Origin of the sequence: Paenibacillus sp. O199, from assembly GCF_001636635.1 — a bacterium.
Taxonomy (GTDB): Bacteria; Bacillota; Bacilli; order Paenibacillales; family Paenibacillaceae; genus Paenibacillus; species Paenibacillus marchantiae.
The window spans coordinates 269,662-286,907 of record NZ_LGRP01000002.1 but is presented as its reverse complement, the minus strand read 5'-3'; the positions used below and the strand labels follow the sequence as shown (position 1 = coordinate 286,907).

Below are 17,246 nucleotides of genomic sequence, written 5' to 3'. Positions count from 1 at the left end.
ATTTGAGATCTGCCCAGTGGCCGTTACAGTGAAGGATCGTTCTTTCGAGCACTGTTTTTCATTTAAGCCTTGCGTTTTTCCTGCTCACGCAGCTCGATCCGGCGGATTTTACCTGAGTTTGTTTTTGGCAGATCGGCTACAAACTCGATTTTGCGTGGATATTTGTAGGGTGCTGTCCATTCCTTCACATGCTTTTGCAGTTCACGCGCAAGTTCCGGTGATGCGAGGGACTCGTCTCTCAGCACTACAAATGCTTTCACTACGTTACCACGGATCTCATCAGGACTTGCTACGACCGCACATTCCTTCACGCTGGCGTGTTTCATCAGCGCTTCTTCCACCTCAAACGGTCCAATCGTGTAACCTGAGCTGATGATGATATCGTCACTGCGACCTTCAAACCAGAAGTAGCCTTCTTCGTCTTTACGTGCGCGGTCACCTGTTACAAAATAATCCCCACGCTGATTCGCTTCCTTCCGTCCCTCATCCTGATAATAAGCACGGAACAAGGCTGGCATATCCTTATGCACAGCAATATCTCCTACTTCACCAGCAGGTACAGGTTGTCCCTCTTCATTGACGATCTCAATAAGGCCTGGTGTAATGGACTGCCCCATAGAACCGATTCGTACGGGAGCCTCTTTTAAACTGCCGATCAGCAGCGTGCTCTCGGTTTGTCCATATCCGTCCCGAATCGTCAGGTCAAAGTGACGCTGGAAAATTTCAATTACTTCCTGATTCAACGGCTCACCAGCAGACACGGCGCTGCGCAGTGCGGACAGATCATGGTGACCCAGATCATCTGCTTTGGCCATTAACCGATATTCCGTTGGCGTACAGCACAAGACGTTGATCTGATGCTCCTGCAACAGTTCCAGATAACGTTTCGGTTGGAATGATCCATTGTAGACCAGTCCGGTAGCTCCTCTTCCGAGTACAGACAGGAACGGACTCCAGATCCATTTTTGCCATCCCGGTGCTGCCGTTGCCCATACCGTATCCGAAGGCTGAATATCCAGCCATAACGATGAAGCGATCCGCAAATGGGCGTAACCCCAACCATGACTATGTACTACGCCTTTTGGATTGCCAGTCGTACCGGAGGTATAAGCGAGAATAGCCATATCGTCACGATGTGTTTCTACTGCAGCCATCGAATCAGATTGGCCTTGCATTAACTGGTGTACATTGACCCAGCCTTCTCCAGGTACGCTATCATCACCATTTGGTGATGCAACGATGCGGTGTGCCAATGCTGGCAGATCTGCATCTATCTTTTCAACTTCAGCAGTCGTCTCAGACCAGACAATGACAGCCCGGGCATCGGAATGCCGAAGACGATACTCCAGATCTTTCGCACGCAGCATTTCGGAAGAAGGAATAACAGCAATGCCCAGTTTCAGGCAGGCAATGTATATAACATAGGCAATAATTCGGCGTGGTACCATGACCAGCACCCGGTCGCCCTTCTCCAAACCAAGATCACGCAAGCCTCCAGCAAGACGATTTGCCTGCTTCAATAACTCACCATAAGTGATCTCTTCCAATTCTTTATGATCGCTTAGCCATCTAAGTGCAACCCGATCCGACGGGTGATTCTCCATCTCGGATGTCAGGTTATAGGTTTCAGGCGAAATCCACTGTTGAAAATTCAAATGGAGCCTCTCCTTCATATTTCAAATGTATAGCATCTATATATTATACCCTAAATCCTAGGACCTGGTGCTATGATATAAAATAGTTTAAGAAAAAAATAAACACAGGTCAATTAAGACGAAGCTTTATAAGGTCTATCTCTACATATAAAGAAGATAAGTAAGACAAAAAAGGTGTCCTCCCGACTAAAGGAAGACACCTTAGTTATCCCAATATATCTAGAAAATATAGATTGATTTAATCATTGTAGACATGACTCTGAATCTCCAAAGTCGATCTCTGCGTTACAATCTACCAAGCATAGTTTCCGATGCCATCCAAGATGCTTTCGATTTCATTTAGCTCTTCTGTCGTCAGATCTGGTGCCTGAAGTGCGGCTACGTTTTCTTCGATCTGGGACACACGGCTTGCGCCGATCAAGGCAGAGGTAACTCGGTTACTACGCAAAATCCAGTTCAGCGCCAACTGGGAGATCGTTTGACCTCTACGTTCGGCAACCGCCTGAAGTGCTTCGAACTTGGCGATCCGTTCGTCCGTATAGGCTTCTTTTTTCAGATTGCCTGTTGGATTAGCGCGCTCTTCCTTGATCTTGTCCACATATTTATTCGTCAACTGTCCCCGGCCAAGCGGACAGAATGCGATCGATCCTACGCCGTGCTCATCCAACACATCCTGCAATCCATCCTCAATCCAGCGATTCAGCATCGAATAGTTTGGCTGGTGAACCAGACAAGGTGTTCCGAGACGACGCAAAATAGTAACTGCTTCTTTCGTCTGTTCGGCATCATAGTTGGACAAGCCTACATACAGAGCTTTACCCTGTCTAACGATATGATCCAGCGCAGTCATCGTTTCTTCGAGCGGTGTCTCCGGATCTGGACGGTGATGATAGAAAATATCTACGTAATCCAGTCCCATCCGGCTCAGACTTTGATCCAGACTAGCAATCAGGTTTTTGCGAGAACCCCATTCGCCGTATGGACCGTTCCACATATGATAACCTGCCTTGGTTGAGATGAGCAGTTCGTCGCGGTAAGGACGCAGATGTTTTTTGAGAATGACACCAAAATTCTCTTCGGCTGATCCTGGAGGTGGTCCATAGTTGTTGGCCAAGTCGAAATGGTTAATCCCCAGATCGAATGCGCGCAGGATCATCTCTTCCTGAATATCCAGGGTGCGGTTTCCACCGAAGTTCTGCCATAAGCCTAGTGCTATTTGCGGCAGTTTAATTCCGGTTTTGCCAGAGCGGGCATATTTCATTTCACTGTATCGTTGTTCACTCGCAGTATAAGGCATCGTTAATCTCTCTTTTCCTGTAAAAGTTATTGAATACCCTTTCATCTTAGACACTTTCCATGTAAAACGATATGGCATTTCACTACAACGATATGGAAAAATGATTGGTATCTTCATCAAATGACATTTATAAAACGATTCCTTTTCACCTTTTATATGTTAAAATGCAAGGTATAACGACCTCATAACAGGAGTGAATAGCCTTGATTACGTATATGTGCAAAAACAATCACTTTCAGGAGCTGCAGCTCCTTCATTACGGCACAGAAGCTTGCGCACCCGGTCACCACTTCGGCCCGGCCATGCGGGATTATTACAAAATCCATTACATATTGGACGGCAAAGGTACCTTCGAAGTTGGAGGCAAAAAGGTTACGCTGCGCAAAGGTCAGGGGTTCCTCATCGTGCCCCATTCTGTCGTTCATTATGAAGCAGATCAGGATGATCCGTGGGAGTATAGCTGGGTTGCTTTCCAAGGAAGCACCTGCCCTTCGTTATTACAGCAGGCCTGCCTGTCTGAGCACCATCCGATCTTTGAGATGGGTAATGACGATGACGAGATGCGCTCCTGTCTGCACCGCATGATTAGCTCTCGCAACACCCATAAGGGGTGGGAGATCAGCATGACGGGATTACTCTTTCAGTTTTTCTCCATTTTGATTGATCGAGCCGGTGAGGACAGACCTATTCCACTCCAGGACTATACGAAAGAAACCTATGTCACTCAGGTGATGGATTTCATTGAGATTAATTATGCTAATACCATAACCGTACAGTCCATTGCGTCTCATGTTGGCTTACAGCGCAGTTACTTGTGTTCTCTCTTCAAAGACAAGATGGGCACCAGCATTCAGTCTTATCTGGTCAATTACCGCATGCGCAGGGCGGCTGAGCTGACGCTGGATCCGGCTTTGACCATTGGGGATATCTCCCGTTCCGTTGGATATGCCGACCAGCTGCTTTTCTCGAAAATGTTCAAAAAAGTTATGGGCGAAGCCCCTACGTATTATCGCAAACACAAAACAGCACCTTCCCATTTATGCAGCTAATGGGAAAGTGCTGTTTTGTGTTTTTACACAGGATATCACTACCTGCTTATGACTGAATTCCATTTGTTCGTTTTAATCGTTCTGCTTTAAGCATGCTCCTGCATGGTCACGCCTACCACTTGAACTTTAATTTCATTCACCATAATGCCTGTTAATTGCTCGACAGCTTGCTGCACATTATGTTGAAGTTCCTGACAGACTTCATGCATCTTTTTGCCAAATTGAACATTGATTCGCAGTTGGATAGATGCTTGGTCATCTTTTATCGCAACGTCAATCCCTTTTTGCAAGCTCTTTCCGCTGATACTCTTTGCGATTCCTTCGGTAAGACCAACAGACATGGAGGATATTCCCTCTGTAGTCTGAGCGGCCATGCCAACAATTTTGGATACTACATCGTTGGAAATATGAATGGCGCCCATTTGAACAGATTGTGGCTCAATATACTCAGGTTCAGTGTATGGTTGTGGGATGATTTCAGACATGATTTCCACTCCTTCTATATCATTTATAAATGTTTAAGCATTCTGCCATTTGTCCTTGAAGAATAGCTGATAGATTCGTACCAAAATAATCTTAACGATCATGTAGACAGGGATGATAATCAGAATGGCAATAATGCCGCCCAGATCCCCTGCACCCAGCACCAATATAATGGTGGTAAGCGGGTGAATATCGAGTTTTTTGCCGAATACATACGGTGCAACCAGATTATCCTGAATTTGCTGTGCAACCAGAATAATAATGAGTGACCAGATCGCAACCGAAGGGGATACCACCAGTCCCATAATGACAATAGGAACGGAGGACAGAATCGCCCCGATAAACGGAACAAAGTTCATAATGACCGCAATCACGGTTAACAGCAGTGCATACGGGAGACCGATGATCAGGAAACCGATATACATCAGCACGCCCAAAGCCAGATTCACGAGAACTCGTCCCACGATAAAGCCGCTTAACGCCTGATCGATCTCAAGTACCACATCACGACTGTCTTTTTGGAAACGTTTAGGTGCAATGTGCACCAGCTTACGACCGAATTTCTCTCCCTGCTTCAACATGTAGAACAAGATGATCGGAAAGGTAAACAGAACAATCGCAAAGCTTGAGATGAGTGAGAAGAATCCACTCACATAGTTCGTTACAAAGGTGAAGCCTTTGTTAATGTAATCCGTAATCTGCGAAAACGGGGTCGACCCTTCCGGGAACAAAGCCGTAATGGCACCGTTCTGCTCGAGCTCTTTAAGCTGCAAACTCAGTGAATTGATTAAATTTGGTGCGTTTTCTACCAGGTTGATCAACTGCTCGCGTAGTGAAGGCCATAACCCTATAATAAACAGGGCGAACAGTATACCAAACACCAGATAGATCAACAAAATGCTAAGTGTGCGATTCAGCTTCTTTTTTTCCATGTAATTGACGAGCGGCCGCAGCAGATAATAAAAGAATACGGACAACATCATCGGCACGGTAATCACCGTAATCATGGTAACAAGCGGTTGGAAAATAAAGCTGACACGTGATAACAGATAGATATTGATTAGTATCAGTGCCAGTGCAATACTGAAACGTACAAACGAATTTACTTTGAACAAAAAGTTTCCCCTCCACTTAACCTTTTCTATATGAGCATTTTGCAAATGGTGATCAGAATGACAAATGTTTATGTCAACCTTATCCTTTATGTCGGTTCTTTATTTCGGAATCTGTATAGTGAACACCGTCGTCTCTCGTCCACGCTGGGAAAGTGTTAATCGTCCACCCATTTTCTCGGTGTTCCGCCGCGCAATTGCTAGTCCAAGCCCGGTACCCCCGGTTCCCGTACGAGCCTCATCCCCTCGCACAAATGGATCAAAGATGGTTGCCCACAACTCTTGAGGGATACCCACACCGGTATCAGCAACCTCGATAATCACATGGTTGTCCAGTGGGATTAACTCCACACGCAGCTCCGTCCCCCGCGGGTTGTAGGACAAGGCGTTTGTAATCAGGTTCTGAATCACTCTGGACAACAGTTCCGGATCATACCTTGCATAGATCTCTTCATCAGGAACGAGCACATGCAGGCCAAAATGGTTCTGCTCAATCTCACCATATGTGTCGGCCATAATTTCACGTACAAATTCTCCGATTTCCCGCTGCTGAATGTGCATACGGAAGTCAGGTGAATCTACTTTGAGCAATTCCAGCATGTTCTGAATCATGCGCGCAACCTGAACGGACTTGTTGTAGATATAACCCAGATATCGCTGCTGCCTGTCCTTATCTTCCCCCCGCCCTTCCACCAAAGCCTGGGCGTATCCTTGAATACTCGTGATCGGGGTCTTGAGATCATGTGACAGATCCACAATTAAGCGCTGTTTGCTCTCTTCGGCATAACGTTTCTCCGCAGATGTATTCTCAATGACGTCCGCCATATAATTGAAGGTTTCTCCAATCTGGACAAATTCCCTCTCTGCCGAGATGGACATGCGCGTACTATAATTCCCTTGGATCATCTGGGTAAGACCTAGAGAGAGAATACTCAGCGGTTTTTTGATTCGACGGGCGACCCAGTAGCTGTATACAAATATCAGCAGCAAGACCAATCCGATCCCGATCATAATGTAGAACGATAACGGATGCTTCAAATTGGTAATCAGTTGATTATCATTAATTCGTACACTGACCAAGTCACGCGGAATCTTCAGCAAAACGTACTTTGCAGCTCCCTCTGTTGAAAGCGGACTAATGGAGTAATAGTAAAGCTGTTCATTTCGGTTTTCGAGTCCTGCATATAGCTCAGCTTCACTGTACTGAGTGAACGTATCCTGCTTGTCCCCGATATAACGAATGACCCTGCGATCCGCATCCAGCACTTCAATCCATCCCCCACTGTCCTTGAGACGCTGAATTTCGGTATTATTGGTCTCATCGGAACTACCGGACAACCATTCGTTCTCCAGTTCTGTCACGTACACATGTGCCTCCACATTCAGATCAGGATCCACCACCTGATCCGAAATGCGGAAATCAACCACATCCAGATTAATGATAAAGTACACGATGGCTACCAGTAACAACAAAAAGAAGTTGAACAGCAAAAAGTCCAGTGTCAGGGACGTTTGCAATAGTCTCTTTTCTCTAGCTTTCCATGGGCGCTTCAATTTTGTATCCCAGTCCCCTTATCGTTTTTAAATATTCCGGTTGCCTGGAGTCGCGCTCGATCTTTTCCCGAATGTTACTGATATGTACCATTATCGTGCTGTCCTCGTGAGCGTAATAATCTCCCCAGACGGCTTCGTATATTTTTTTACGGGTGAAGACACGGCCTGGCTGCTCAAGCAGAAGCTCCACGATTTTGTACTCTGTTGAGGTCAATGTCACAGGTTTACCCGAGCGAAAAAGGATACATTGGGATCGATCAAGCCTAAGCTCACCCAGCACAAGATTTAACTCTTTAGCAGCAGGCACGTCAGGTGCATCAAATTGATTGACTCTTCTGAGCAAAGCTTCCACTCTGGCGACAATTTCCAAAGGATTGAAAGGTTTGGAGATGTAGTCGTCGGCACCCAGTCCGAGTCCAAGGATTTTGTCATGGTCCTGGCTTTTGGCCGACAGGAACAGAACGGGCATATGATGTGTGGACCTGATTTGTTTGATCAGCTGGAGTCCATCCATTACAGGCATCATAATATCCAGTATGACCAGATCAATCTGAGTTGAACGGATACACTCTAGCGCCTCTACTCCATTAACGGCTGTCACAATGTTGTAGTCCTTCTCAAGGTACAGCTGAAGCAGTTCCACAATTTCGGGTTCGTCATCTGCAATTAATAGTGTGTATCTCATGCGAATCCTCTCATTCCTATTTCAATAAATTCAGTTTTCATTCGAATTCGTATCCGTACATTCCATTTGTTATTGTTCATATGTCTATACGTTACTACTATATACTACGTCTCTTAAATCAATCTAAACCATTTCTAAAGATAACCTAAATAAAAAGCCCAGGCATCAGGCCAGAGCTTCAAATATAAAGCTAAAATAAGTAAAGTTTCAGTACCATTCATCACTTGTTACGTAACCAGGGTTCCACCCGGGCATGTAATCGGTCCTTATCATATTGCACATACTGACTCGCCCGATTGCGTACCGGGTCACCGGCATAGAAACGTTCATACAGATCATGTCTGGCTCCCAGCGGACTTCCTGTCAGCTCCCAGGCGAGCTGGAATAACCGAATCTTCTCTGGTGCCTGCATCGTTACGCCTCCAAGATACTTGTTCATCATAGGGCTGATACTTCCTTCCAGCTCCAGCTTCCCGGAAGGAATCTGAATAAGGCCACCTGCAGCTATAGTCTTCAAAATCTCAACAGCACGCGGGTAATAATGGTTCCCCAGATTACGGGCTGTTTCGATATATTTGAATGATGGTAGCCAGTTCCCATGAACATCCGGGGCAGCCTGTGCCTCAGATGCGATGATGAGTCCTTCAATCGTATGCATCTGGCTGATCATCTCCCCAAGCTGTTCCTGTACATTCAGGAAGGCATCCACTCCAATCTCCTTGGCAATGGAAGACGTGATGGCTGTAATGAACTCCAGCTTCGAATGCAGCCGAATAATGCTCTGATGATAAGCCAGACTGGAGGATGCCACGTTGCAGCGAATCTGCCATACCGCTTCCGGATTGTTGTGCAGCAGTACACGCTCCCAAGGTACAAATACGTCGTCAAAAAATAATACAGCATCCATCTCATCATACTGACTACTGAGCGGATGAGCAGTATCTGAATCTAATGTTGCAAAAGATTCTCTACATACCATATGTAATCCTGGACTTCCTGCTGACACTATAACCATATGCGCCAATTCCGGACGATGTCCAGGAATTCGCTGAATCGGATATGCAATGATATCGTCCGCATATGGAGCAGCGGTCGCTACCATCTTCGCCCCACGGAGGACAACACCCTCTGTATTGGTACGAATGATTTGAAGTATCGCATCTTCATCTTCCCCTACAGGCAGAGCACGATTAATTTGCGGGTCACGCTGGACAATGGTCAGGAAGGCATCCTTCCGTTTTGCCTCATCATAATAGGCAGCGATTTTACCTCCATATGCCGGGTCATATGCAGCCATCGCATCCCGTGTGGCATACCATCCGGTCAGGCGGGATCGGGCATAATCCGAGAGACGGCTCATTACCCCGTAGGTGCGATCAGACCACAATCGAAAGGCTGCCGCCCTGCTGCTGATCTCCTGAGCATTGCGGGGTACTCGAAAAGCCTGATGTACATATCCATTCGTCTGCTCATCCCAATAAGCCACTGTTTCTCTCGTGTCCGCACCATCCACCAGATTGAACAGACTTTCAATCGTTTTTAAAGTTCCCCGGAAGGCAGAATGCTCTGTTACGCGAATACGTTCTCCATCCAGCCATACATTCCGTTCATCGTTCAACCGTTGCAGATAAGCTTGTCCACGGGACATCGTTATGCTCAATGTAATCCTCCTTCTCAGTTAGAAAGGCTAGGAAACTCAATGGTGATAATGTTTTTAATCATTTCGAGACTCAAGTTAACTAAAATGATACATATTGTATCTATTGAAATAGTACTTTGCTTTGGAGGAAAAAGTCAACAGACACCGAACTTAAGATCCGGTGTCTGTTCTATTCAATTTATTATTAGATCAATTTGGCATACATATGACGCAGATAGCGCCAGCGTACCAGAAGGAAGAACAGAATCTGCATAGATGCAAATACGAGGAAAATGCGCAAAGTATAACCCATAACAGAGAAATCAACCAACTGCTGTAATGCAACAAATGCAACAGAGCTGTGGATAATGGCCAAGGCTATTGGCAGGAAAAACATCAATACCAGTTGTCTGGTTACGATGTTGCGAAGCTCCGGGCGACTCAGCCCCATCTTACCAATCATGCGGTACTGCTCTTCATCCCGTTCCAGATCAGCATATAACCGGAAGTAGGTAAAACTTGCAGCAAAGGTGAAAAAGACAATGCCAATCAATCCACTTAGAATTAGGATAATACCATTAGTTTGTTTGGAATTAAGCCAATCCAGCACGAGAGCGCTGATCTCGAAGTATCCCTGACCATCTGAGTCATTTTGAATGGATTCAATCAGATCAGGAGCAAACTTCCGTGTTCCCATCCAATCTGTCACAACAAATTGAGTTTTTTTATCGGGATAATAATTTTCATCAGCCTCGATTTGAATATTAAATTCCTTATTCATCTTGTCGTACAGCTCATTGGATACCACATAAACTTCCCTTTTGAATTCAACAGGGATGACGATATCGGTTGCAGGTGTTGTTAATCTGACCTTTTCCTGAACTTCCCACATACTGATATTTTTCTGAGATGAACCCTGCCCGGCTTCTGCTCGTAATGTCTTGCGACTCGTAAGATTGCCCGGAGTCATAAAGGCATCGTTAACATTCTCGAGAGTTCGCTCTTGGTAACCGAGCGCCTTGGCAAGATGATTATATTCACTGAGTTTGATAATATAGTTGCCCTCGTCATCAAATAGCGGAATATAACTTCCTTTCTGATACGGAACTTCATTATCAATTAAAGTCTCTTCGATCTTCCTGATGTGGCGTTCTGCACTGGAGGTATCCCATGAATTCTGGTAAGTAAATGCATATGGATTTGACATCGATGACAATCCCGGATCAGCGATCGCCAGCATCGTGCCAATGCCTGTAAAGGCGGAAGCCGAGATCACACTTACCATAAAAAACATGACCGCATTATCTTTCATTCGATAGGTAAGTTCGGAAAGAAACAGCAAATTTGTTTTGCGGAAAAACAAACGCTTATTGCCTTTGAGCGCCCGAATGGCATACACACTAAGTTGGGTGAATAACAGATACGTGCCTGCAATAACCAAAACAACACTACCAAGCAGCAAAGGGAAAGAGTATGTGATCCATACAAAGGCAAATACACCCGCATATCCACCCCCAATGAGTATGACGGAGAGAAGTGCTAAAAGACGAGAAGCCTTTGGCTCGGGTTTTGGTTTTTCCTCTGATTTTACAAGGTCAATCAATGACCCTTTTCGCATCAGCAGCGATGAGCTCAGCGCAATCACAACAAACAGCAGCAGAAATGCTCCGACAGTAAGTGCGATTGCTTTTAATGGAAAATAGAATCGGAGACTTTCTTCCACCGCCAGCATCGAACCGCAGATCAACAGGATCAGCTTGGCAAAGATCATTCCTAATCCAACGCCTGCCACAATGGCGGCAAGTCCAATGCACAAGTTTTCCATGAATAACAGTCGGTTCATCTGTTTACGTGTCATGCCAATGATTTGAAATATGCCGAATTCTTTTTTACGCGTCTTTAGAAATGAACCTACGGAATAGAGCAGAAACAGAAACGAAAAGATGAAAATAATGATCTCAGCAATCAAAAACCCCTGATTCGCAAGCATGGTCACTGTCCCACTTGAACCCTTCAGTCCATCCTTCAGATCTGGGTGAAACAAAAGAAGTGCATACGTAAAAAAGATCATGACGGAAAACGTACTGCTCAGAAAATGGGCCAAATAAATTCGTTTGTTCCGAACAACATTATTAATGGCGAACTGGCGAAAATTCATGTCCTGAGCCTCCCATCAGGGATAATACGTTGATGATTCGTTGATAGAATGTCGATCGGTTATCTCCATAATGAATTTCGTTGTAAAGTCGTCCATCCTTAATAAATACAACCCGGCTGCAATAACTTGCCGCAACAGCGTCATGCGTGACCAACAGCATGGTGGCCCGATCTTCCTGGTTGCGGCGTTCCAGCATCTCCATTACATCACGCGCTGCCTTCGAATCGAGATTTCCTGTAGGCTCATCGGCCAGCACCAGCTTGGGAGAATGGATCAGGGCTCGTGCGATTGCTGTCCGCTGGGCCTGACCTCCGGAAATTTCATACGTACGTTTGTTCAGTAGAGATGCGATGCCCAGCTTCTCTGCAAGTCGATCAACACGTTCATTCATCTCCTCAATCGGTACTCCATCCAGCGTAAGCGGCAGGACAATATTTTCTTTAACCGTGAGTGTGTTGAGCAGGTTAAACGACTGAAATACGAACCCCAGCTCTCGGCGTCTGAACAGAGCCAGTTCATCGTGATCCAGTTCAAACGGGTTCTTACCCGCGATCTTCAGTTCCCCTGAAGTAGGGTGGTCAATGGTTGAAATCATGTTTAGCAACGTTGTTTTGCCGCTGCCGGATGGACCCATGATGCCGACGAATTCACCCTCCTGAATACTGAGATCAATTCCTGACAAGGCTTCGTATGACACGATCCCTTTATAAATTTTGCTAATCTGTTTCACTGAACATATCTCCATAGGTTAATGGCTCCTTTTAGATTTCAAATTTGAATTAAACCAAGTTGAACTGAACTTCATCGCAAATCGAGGTCGTTCTCTACTTTCTGACTTCAGTCTATCGAAGTTTCGACCATTCTCCTATGGATTAACCTTTCATCTTCATGACATTATTGTAAGGTTACATGTCTCTCGTCGCCTTTTGGCGTGTTTCTTCTATGTAGAAAACGATAAAGACGCCGATCCCTGTCAGGGCACCAGACGTCTTCTCATTTCGTTCCGCATTATGCGCTTATATTTAGATTTCAAAAGTAATGGTTACCGTTGTCCCTTCTCCCTGAACGGATGTAAGGTCGATCCGATGGTTCATTCGTGTCAGGACATCCTTTACAATATACAGTCCCATCCCCGTGGATTCTTTAAAATGTCGCCCATTCTCTCCGGTGAAAAAAGGCTGGTACACGCGGTTGAGATCCGACTTGGGAATACCCACTCCTTGATCCTTCACTTCAAGAATGATGGACCGTGTGGCTTCATAAGCCTGGATGGTTACCTTTTGCCCTTTTCCCCCGGAAGAGTACTTGATGGCATTGGATAACAGCTGTACGAGGACAAACCGAATCCACTTCGCATCCGACTGAACCATTAACGCAGAATCAATTTTCATCTCGGGATACACGTGATTGCGAATGAAGAATCGTTTCAGTTCATGGATGGCTTCTTCTCCGGCCGCCTTGAGGGATACGGGCTCCACACTGAAATCCTGTTCAAATGTCTCCAGCCGCGCCATGTATAGCACGGTTTCCAGTCCTCGTCTCATCTGGTCTGCTTCCTCTCGAATGCTGATGAAACGGGGGTCCTCATCCTCCTGATCCTCAACCGTCAGTTCAATGACGGACAAAGGTGTCTTCATCTGATGAACCCATTGATTCATAAAAGTCAGATATTCCTGTTGACGCTGTTCCAGACGATGCAGATGTGCATAATAATGACCGTACTGTGAGTCCAGCAGTTCTGACAATGCCTGTGGCAAGGGAGCAGGCTCATTCAATGGAACAAATTCTTTTAGATCATTCATTCGATGGGACATCCGGGAATAAAACATGCGATGGGACAGATACCGATAAATGAGATAGGCTGCGTATAGGACTAACCCCAGAGATACCGCATACGTGGCCGTTAACCAGTGGTCGTAGCCGTCGTACCAGAAGACCGCAACCACGGTGAGCAGCACAACGATTACCCAACAAGTCAGTACAATATGTTCTTTGATAAACAACTTCATGAAGGCGACGATGCCTTCCAATTACTGTTGAGTCGATAACCTGAACCTCTTACCGTCTCCAGCGCATCTGTAATTCCCAGCTCAGTCAATCGTTTACGAACGCGGGTCACATTCACGCTAAGTGTATTATCATCCACAAACGAATCGTCCCACAGCTTTTCCAAGATGGTTTCACGACTAACCAGTTTGGGACTGCGACGCAGCAACGTCTCCAGCAAAATGGTTTCTTTCTTGGTCAGTTGTATCTTGCGGTCACCGAGCTCCATCTCCAATCTTTCCAGATAAACAGTTAGTCCATCCAGTTCCACCTTGCGCTCTTCATGACGCGTAGCGTAATCGCCATACACCCGGCGCAGCTGACTTCGAATTTTGGCCATGACAATCTCATGCTCAAACGGCTTCGTAATATAATCGTCCGCACCGTTCTCAAGCGCCATGACCTGATCCATCTTGCCACTTCGGGCCGAGATGAAAATAATCGGACATGTGGAAATGGAACGAATTTGGCGACACCAATAGAACCCATCGTAACTCGGCAAGTTGATATCCAGCAGCACGACATGCGGCTTAATTTGTTCAAACTGCTGAACGACTTGCTCAAAATCCTCAACCGCAACGGCCCTGTCACCATATCGGTCGATATGGGATTGAAGAAGACCCGCAATCTTCGGATCATCTTCAATAATCATTATCGTATACATAAAAAAGGTCTCACCTCTAACCTGTCGTAATGGAATATGCAATTCTCTTTCCAAAATCATAACACAGGTTGGTACTATCGGGCATCGACCTGCTTGCGCCAATCCACAATGTCAGCGTTCAGCTGCTTCAAATCTCCTGACGGCTGCTCCTCATCGGACAAGTTATACTTCTGCTTCAAAGCCAGAATTCGATATACACTTTCATTAATTCGGGATTCTGAAATCTCCCCTGATTTCACCGCACTCTTCAGCGTATCAAAAATAGTCTTGGCACTCTCATAACTGTGAGCTACCAGCAGAATATCACTTCCTGCCTGAACTGTCGCTACGGCGGCATCGTTCAACTTATAATTTTTCGCGATCGCACCCATGCTCAGATCATCTGTGATGACCACACCGTCATACTTGAATTTGCCACGCAACTGCTGACCAATAATGACGTCCGACAAGGATGCCGGATGGTCGGGATCAAGCTTGGGAAACAGAATATGGGCTACCATAACCGCTTCCACCTGTTCCTTCACCGCTGCCTCAAACGGAATCCACTCCAGCTGGGCAAGTTGCTTCTCCGTTTTGTTCACGACAGGCAGATCCAAGTGGGAGTCCACTGACGTGTCTCCATGACCGGGAAAATGCTTCACCACCGGAATAATCCCTTCGCTGCGCAGCCCTTTCATCTCAGCTATGCCCATTTGTGAAACCAGACTGGCCGAACTTCCAAATGAACGATCCCCAATTACCGGGTTATTCGGATTACTATTTACATCCATCACTGGAGCAAAATCGACGTTAAAACCTACCAGCTGAATTTGTCTTGCTAACAATTTGCCCATCGTTTCAGCCAAATCAGCATCCTTCGTCTTCCCCACTTTCCCATTGGAAGGTATAGACTCTACCGTTTCTGGCATTCGACTAACTTTGCCACCCTCCTGATCCACACTCATGAAAATTGGAACTGGATTGGAACGATTGGCATCCTTAATGGATTGCACGAACTTTGCCGTTCCTGGCACGGTCGAGACATTATTCGCATAGAAAATAATCCCTCCCACCTTCTGATCCGTGATCATCTGTTTCGCTTGAGCATCCAAAGTGGTTCCCTGAACACCCGCCAGAATCATTTGTCCGATCTTCTCATCCAAAGACAATTGGTCGAGCTGCTCTTCTACCGGATCCTTCTCTTCCTGTGGAGGCACTGTATTCTGTTGATCATTCTGATTGATTGCACCTGTGTTTGAATTCGCATTGGTCTCCGTTCCGGCATTATTGTTATTTTGCTCTGACGAGAAAGGCTTCTGTGACTGCCCACATGCGGATAAGAGCAGCATTATTCCGAATAGCAGGCACAACATTTGAAGCGTGTTTATGTGTTTGTTTTTTAACTTGCGATTATCGATATACAAGGATGGTCATCCTCCTTAAGCATTGTTGTCATTCAGTCTGAATGTGGTTCAGGCATAACCTTATCATAAGGTGGTTCATTTTCAAAATGGAGACGGCTCCAGTACAAATTCTTATGATGCAGCCTAAAAACGCAAAAAAATTTCCCTTTTTGGGCTTAAAGTGTGCTACTTCATGGTGTTGTTCCTTAGGGCGTGTGTGATTGGAGGGGAGGAGCAAAGGTGTCAGCGGTGCGAAAAATGGTTTTCTATTGTGAATTTTTCATATGTTGAAATTATTATTATAGGGAGGTGAAAAAGCCGCCTTTCGGCGGCATCAGGTTTGTTTTCAGTTTAGAGTGTTTTCAATGCTTCTGCTGTAAAAGGAACAATTTCGGACAGGCGCCCTTCGCGAACTTTGTTTGGCCATTCCGGATCACTCAGCAGTACACGCCCCAACGCGATCAAGTCAAATTCATTATTTTCCATTTTCTCGTTCAACTGATCCAGATGAGCGTCACCTGTTCCCTGGTTTTCGTTCGCTCTGTCCACGAATTCCGCTTCGAGACCTACCGATCCAACGGAGATCGCCGGCTTGCCACTTATTTTCTGTGTCCAGCCTGCAAGATTCAGCTCTGAGCCATCAAATTCTGGCAGCCAGAATCGACGGGTAGAGCAGTGGAAAATATCTACACCTGCAGCCGTGAGGGGTGCAAGGAATTGCTCCAGTTGTTCTGGTGTTTCCACCAGCCGTGCGTCGTAGTTCCCCATTTTCCATTGGGAGAAACGAAGTACGATCGGGAAGTCAGGACCTACTGCAGCGCGACATGCTTCAATAACCTCAACAGCAAAACGCGTGCGCTGTGCCAGATCGCCTCCATATTTATCCGTACGACGATTGGTTTGCTCCCAGAAGAATTGATCAATCAGGTAGCCATGAGCCCCGTGAAGCTCAATACCATCAAAACCAATGCGCTGCGCATCTGCTGCTGCTTGGGCAAACGCCTGGATAAGACCCTTGATCTCGTCCTCTGACAATGGTTCTCTCTCAGGTTCACCTACCATGCTTATTCCCGATGGTCCTACCGGTTCAGCTTCTGCATTAGGCAGGTCCCCTGAACGGCGGGCTGTACCCACATGCCACAATTGTGGCATGATTTTGCCACCTGCCTCATGGACTGCTTTGACTACATTTGCCCAACCCTGCAATGATTCTTCGCCATGGAACAGCGGTATGCTCGCGCCACTAATGGATGAAGGGTGGTTAATACCCGTTCCTTCCGTAATAATCAGCCCTACACCTCCGGCTGCTCTGCGACGATAATATTCCACGACCTCTGGTCCGGGTACTCCTTCGGGTGAAAATCCACGAGTCATGGGTGCCATGACGATCCGGTTGGACAGGGTAAGCTTGTCCGAGGTAAATGGTTTAAACAAAGCTGACGGTACATTCATTGTGTATTGCTCCTTTACGATTAGATTGGAAGAAAAGATGTACACTTTCTTGCACATGCTATTGTATAAC

At 46.0% G+C, this 17,246-nt stretch carries 14 protein-coding genes; 1 reads left to right on the top strand and 13 read right to left on the bottom strand.

Features of this window, described 5'->3' with window-relative positions:
* Positions 1-62 precede the first annotated feature (62 nt).
* Both A6049_RS04520 and A6049_RS04515 read right to left on the bottom strand, forming a co-directional pair.
* Positions 63-1,604 (bottom strand): acetate--CoA ligase, encoded by a 1,542-nt coding sequence (locus tag A6049_RS04520; protein WP_240321313.1) that lies wholly within the window; start codon positions 1,602-1,604, stop codon positions 63-65.
* A gap of 343 nt (positions 1,605-1,947) precedes the next feature.
* Complete coding sequence (locus A6049_RS04515) at positions 1,948-2,952, bottom strand: aldo/keto reductase (protein WP_063563462.1); 1,005 nt, start codon at positions 2,950-2,952, stop codon at positions 1,948-1,950.
* 203 nt (positions 2,953-3,155) lie between these two features.
* Between A6049_RS04515 and A6049_RS04510 the strand changes: the two genes are divergently transcribed.
* The gene (locus A6049_RS04510) at positions 3,156-4,001 is read left to right on the top strand and encodes an AraC family transcriptional regulator (protein ID WP_063563461.1); all 846 of its coding nucleotides are present in this window, start codon (positions 3,156-3,158) and stop codon (positions 3,999-4,001) included.
* Positions 4,002-4,087: 86 nt separating this feature from the next.
* On the opposite strand, the gene A6049_RS04505 is transcribed toward A6049_RS04510, so the two are convergent.
* The 11 genes from A6049_RS04505 to A6049_RS04455 form a co-directional block, all read right to left on the bottom strand.
* Positions 4,088-4,486, bottom strand: a complete 399-nt coding sequence (locus A6049_RS04505; protein ID WP_063563460.1) for an Asp23/Gls24 family envelope stress response protein — start codon at positions 4,484-4,486, stop codon at positions 4,088-4,090.
* Positions 4,487-4,519: 33 nt separating this feature from the next.
* On the bottom strand, positions 4,520-5,599 hold the full coding sequence (locus A6049_RS04500) for an AI-2E family transporter (RefSeq protein ID WP_063563459.1): 1,080 nt from the start codon (positions 5,597-5,599) through the stop codon (positions 4,520-4,522).
* A gap of 99 nt (positions 5,600-5,698) precedes the next feature.
* The gene (locus A6049_RS04495; protein ID WP_063563458.1) at positions 5,699-7,150 is read right to left on the bottom strand and encodes a sensor histidine kinase; all 1,452 of its coding nucleotides are present in this window, start codon (positions 7,148-7,150) and stop codon (positions 5,699-5,701) included.
* Entirely contained in the window at positions 7,128-7,835 is a 708-nt protein-coding gene (locus A6049_RS04490) for a response regulator transcription factor (RefSeq protein WP_063563457.1), read from the bottom strand. The genes A6049_RS04495 and A6049_RS04490 overlap by 23 nt, the downstream gene beginning before the upstream one ends.
* Positions 7,836-8,055: 220 nt before the next feature.
* The gene (locus tag A6049_RS04485) at positions 8,056-9,483 is read right to left on the bottom strand and encodes a 4-hydroxyphenylacetate 3-hydroxylase family protein (protein WP_063563623.1); all 1,428 of its coding nucleotides are present in this window, start codon (positions 9,481-9,483) and stop codon (positions 8,056-8,058) included.
* A 196-nt stretch (positions 9,484-9,679) separates the two neighbouring features.
* Positions 9,680-11,632, bottom strand: coding sequence for an ABC transporter permease (locus A6049_RS04480; protein ID WP_063563456.1), 1,953 nt, complete (start codon positions 11,630-11,632; stop codon positions 9,680-9,682).
* A complete protein-coding gene (locus A6049_RS04475) occupies positions 11,607-12,377 on the bottom strand; it encodes an ABC transporter ATP-binding protein (RefSeq protein WP_063563455.1) in 771 nt (256 codons plus the stop codon). Before A6049_RS04475 ends, A6049_RS04480 begins: the two co-directional genes overlap by 26 nt.
* Positions 12,378-12,654: 277 nt before the next feature.
* Positions 12,655-13,641 (bottom strand): sensor histidine kinase, encoded by a 987-nt coding sequence (locus tag A6049_RS04470; protein WP_063563454.1) that lies wholly within the window; start codon positions 13,639-13,641, stop codon positions 12,655-12,657.
* A complete protein-coding gene (locus tag A6049_RS04465; RefSeq protein WP_063563453.1) occupies positions 13,638-14,342 on the bottom strand; it encodes a response regulator transcription factor in 705 nt (234 codons plus the stop codon). Before A6049_RS04465 ends, A6049_RS04470 begins: the two co-directional genes overlap by 4 nt.
* Positions 14,343-14,416: 74 nt before the next feature.
* Complete coding sequence (nagZ, locus tag A6049_RS04460; RefSeq protein WP_240321305.1) at positions 14,417-15,745, bottom strand: beta-N-acetylhexosaminidase; 1,329 nt, start codon at positions 15,743-15,745, stop codon at positions 14,417-14,419.
* Between the two features lie 330 nt (positions 15,746-16,075).
* Positions 16,076-17,176, bottom strand: a complete 1,101-nt coding sequence (locus A6049_RS04455; RefSeq protein ID WP_063563452.1) for an NADH:flavin oxidoreductase — start codon at positions 17,174-17,176, stop codon at positions 16,076-16,078.
* Positions 17,177-17,246: the final 70 nt, after the last annotated feature.